Annotated in this window: 3 protein-coding genes and 1 pseudogene; all 4 read left to right on the top strand. The window is 61.3% G+C overall.

The window, feature by feature from the left end; genetic code table 11:
- Positions 1 to 565 precede the first annotated feature (565 nt).
- Positions 566 to 1,339, top strand: coding sequence for a glucose-1-phosphate cytidylyltransferase (gene rfbF, locus OQK_RS03285; protein ID WP_016771105.1), 774 nt, complete (start codon positions 566 to 568; stop codon positions 1,337 to 1,339).
- A complete protein-coding gene (rfbG, locus tag OQK_RS03280) occupies positions 1,321 to 2,403 on the top strand; it encodes a CDP-glucose 4,6-dehydratase (protein ID WP_016771104.1) in 1,083 nt (360 codons plus the stop codon). Before rfbF ends, rfbG begins: the two co-directional genes overlap by 19 nt.
- The gene (locus OQK_RS03275; protein WP_016771103.1) at positions 2,400 to 2,960 is read left to right on the top strand and encodes a dTDP-4-dehydrorhamnose 3,5-epimerase family protein; all 561 of its coding nucleotides are present in this window, start codon (positions 2,400 to 2,402) and stop codon (positions 2,958 to 2,960) included. The genes rfbG and OQK_RS03275 overlap by 4 nt, the downstream gene beginning before the upstream one ends.
- Positions 2,957 to 3,496, top strand: a pseudogene (locus OQK_RS03270) (methyltransferase domain-containing protein); the annotation flags it as partial. The gene OQK_RS03275 and the pseudogene OQK_RS03270, both read left to right, overlap by 4 nt.

The following is a 3,496-nucleotide window of genomic DNA, read 5'->3' as shown; positions in this document are numbered from 1 at the left end:
GCGGGCAGCTGCGCTGCTTTGCTTTTCTGTGGGAGCGAGCCTGCTCGCGAAGGCGGCCTGCCGAGCAACCCATTTCTCCCAAATGCCCACGATCCAACTGTAGGAGCTGCCGAAGGCTGCGATCTTTTGCTCTTGCTCTTGCTCTTGCTCTTGCTCTTGCTCTTGCTCTTGCTCTTGCTCTTGCTGTTCTGTGGGCGCGAGCCTGCTCGCGAAGGCGGCCTGACAGCCGACCCATTTCTTGCTGGATGCACGCGATCCAACTGTAGGAACTGGCGAAGGCTCGGGCTGCGATCGGACGATCTTTTGCTTTGGCTTTTGATCTCTTGCCCCTTCACGCCCTCAGCCTGCCCATCAGCCTGTTGCCACTTCCACCGACGCCTCTATCAGCCATCTCCGAAAACCCGAGTCTGAGCTGGCGCGTTTCCTGCAAGTGCCCCGCAAATCGCCATAAAACGAGCGCTCGCGGTGTTTCCTCCTGCGCCCGTAGCGGCAGAAGGTTTGGCCAGAAGGCCTGCGACGCTCAAAAAAGCAGTGCGCAGCCCGGTGACGTACGAGAGGGGAGACGATGAAGGCAGTAATTTTGGCGGGTGGCCTCGGCACGCGCATCAGTGAAGAGTCGCACCTCAAGCCCAAGCCGATGATCGAGATCGGCGGCAAGCCAATTCTCTGGCACATCATGAAGCAGTATTCCGCCCACGGGATCCACGACTTCGTCATCTGCCTGGGTTACAAGGGCTACGCGATCAAGGACTTCTTCGCCAACTACTTCCTGCATACATCCGACGTCACTTTCGACATGCGCAACAACCGCATGGACGTCCATCAGAACTACAGTGAGCCGTGGAGTGTGACCCTCATCGACACCGGCGAGGAAACCATGACCGGTGGCCGCCTGTTGCGTGCCGCGCGTTATCTCAAGGATGAAGAGGCGTTCTGCTTCACCTATGGCGATGGCGTTTCCGACATCAATATTGCTGAGCTGGTCGACTATCACAAGGCTCACGGCCGCCTGGCGACCGTCACTGCGGTGCAGCCGCCAGGTCGGTACGGCGCGCTTGAACGCCAAGGTGACCAGGTGCTGGGTTTCACTGAAAAACCCCGTGGTGACGGTGGCTGGATCAATGGCGGTTTCTTCGTGCTGTCGCCAAAAGTGCTGCCCTACATCAGCGATGACGCCACCACCTGGGAAGCCGAGCCGTTGGCCCGTCTGGCTCAGGACGAACAATTGAAGGCCTTCGAGCATGAAGGCTTCTGGCATCCGATGGACACCCTGCGCGACAAGAACCATCTCGAAGCGCTGTGGCAGAGCGGGGAGGCCCCATGGAAGCAATGGGCCTGAGTGCGGAGTTCTGGCGTGGCAAGCGTGTTCTCGTCACCGGACACACCGGTTTCAAAGGCAGTTGGCTGACCCTTTGGCTGCAAAGCCTTGGTGCGCAAGTCAGCGGTTTTTCGCTGGATCCGTCGACTGAGCCAAGCCTGTTCGAACTGGCGCGCGTGCACGAAGGCATCAATGATCAACGCGGCGATTTGCGTGACCTCGGCGCCTTGCTGGAAATCATCGCCGAGACCGAGCCGGAAATAGTCCTGCATCTGGCGGCCCAGCCTCTGGTGCGCGAGGGCTATCGCGATCCGCTCGGCACCTATTCAAGCAATGTCATGGGCACGCTGAACCTGCTCGAAGCGATTCGTCAGGTCGGCGGCGTGCGCGCCTGCGTGCTGGTCACTACCGACAAGGTCTACGCCAACAAGGAATGGCTGTGGCCGTATCGCGAAGACGAAGCCCTCGGTGGCCACGATCCTTACAGCAGCAGCAAGGCCTGCTGCGAGTTGCTCGCGCAGTCCTACGCCGCGTCGTTCTTCCCGGCGGACAAACATGCCGAACACGGTCTGGCCTTGGCTACCGCACGCGCCGGCAATGTGCTGGGCGGTGGTGATTTTGCGCCAGAGCGACTGATTCCCGACGTGTTGAAAGCATGGACCGCCGACGAGCCAGTGACCCTGCGTTACCCGCAAGCGGTGCGCCCGTGGCAGCACGCGCTGGAGCCGCTGGCCGGATATCTGCAACTGGCTGCCGCGCTCTACGAACACGGCCCGGAATACGCCGGTGCGTGGAACTTCGGTCCCGGTGAGGCCGACATGTGCAGTGTCGGTGAAGTGGTCGAACTGCTCGCCAACCGTTGGCCGCAGGCCCGTGGTTTGCGTATCGAGCCGAGTGAACTGCACGAAGCCGGTCTGCTGCGGCTGGACAGCAGTCGCGCGCGTCAGGTGCTCGGCTGGCAGCCGCGCTGGTCGTTGCAGGCGTGCCTGGCGCAGACCCTCGATTGGCACTTGGCGTGGCAGAACGGCGATGATATGCGCGCCGTAACTCTGGGCCAATTGAATCTGTACCGAGGCGCGCTGTGAGCGAGTTTTCCCTGCAAGCGTTGCCATTGGCCGGCCTGTTCAGCGTTCAGCATAAACGTTTCGAAGACCAGCGCGGGCACTTCGCCCGGTTGTTCTGCGAGGGCAGCCTGAGTGCGTTCGGCAATGAATTTCATATCCGCCAGATCAACCATTCCTGCACCCGCGAGAAGGGCAGTGTGCGTGGCCTGCATTATCAGAATGCCAACGCCCCGGAAGCCAAACTGATCACGTGCCTGCGCGGTGAGGTCTGGGATGTGGCGGTGGATCTGCGCCCGGACTCGGAGACGTTTTTGCACTGGCACGCCGAGCACTTGAAGGCGGGCGATGGCCGCAGCCTGTTGATTCCGGGCGGTTTCGCTCATGGCTTTCAGACGCTCACCGACGACGCCGAATTGCTCTATCTGCACAGCGCCGATTACGCACCGGAGCACGAGGGCGGCTTGTCGGTGAACGATCCTCGGCTGGCGATTGCCTGGCCGTTGCCTGTCAATAATTTGTCAGCGCGCGATTCCAGCCATCCCGCGCTTGATCAACACTTTGCTGGAGTGCGTCTATGAATTGCCGTGGGTGCGCCGCACCGCTGAATCTGCCGCTGATCGACCTCGGCACTTCGCCGCCGTCCAACGCCTACGTGCATGCCGATCGCCTTGAGCAGGCCGAGCAATGGGTCCCGCTGAAAGTCGCGGTGTGCGAGCAATGCTGGCTGGTGCAGACCGAGGATTACACCAGTGCCGACAGCCTGTTTGATGCCGAGTACGCCTACTTCAGTTCGTTCTCCAGTACTTGGCTGAATCACGCCGAGCGCTATGTCGCCGAGATGAGCGAGCGCTTTGGGCTGAACGCTGACAGCCGCGTGGTCGAAGTTGCCGCCAACGACGGTTACTTGCTGCAATATGTCGCCGCGCGCGGCATCCCGTGCCTGGGCGTCGAGCCGACCCGCAGCACCGCACAGGCTGCACGGGAAAAAGGCCTGGAAATTCGTGAGCTGTTTTTCGGCCGCGACACCGCCACGCAATTGCGCAGCGAAGGCTGGGGCGCCGATCTGATGGCGGCCAACAACGTGCTCGCGCACGTGCCGGACATCAACGATCTC

It is taken from the genome of Pseudomonas sp. R62 (assembly GCF_000257605.1).
GTDB classification, from domain to species: domain Bacteria; phylum Pseudomonadota; class Gammaproteobacteria; order Pseudomonadales; family Pseudomonadaceae; genus Aquipseudomonas; species Aquipseudomonas atacamensis.
Note: the sequence above shows the minus strand (reverse complement) of the source record. Positions and strands in the feature narration are given on the sequence as shown.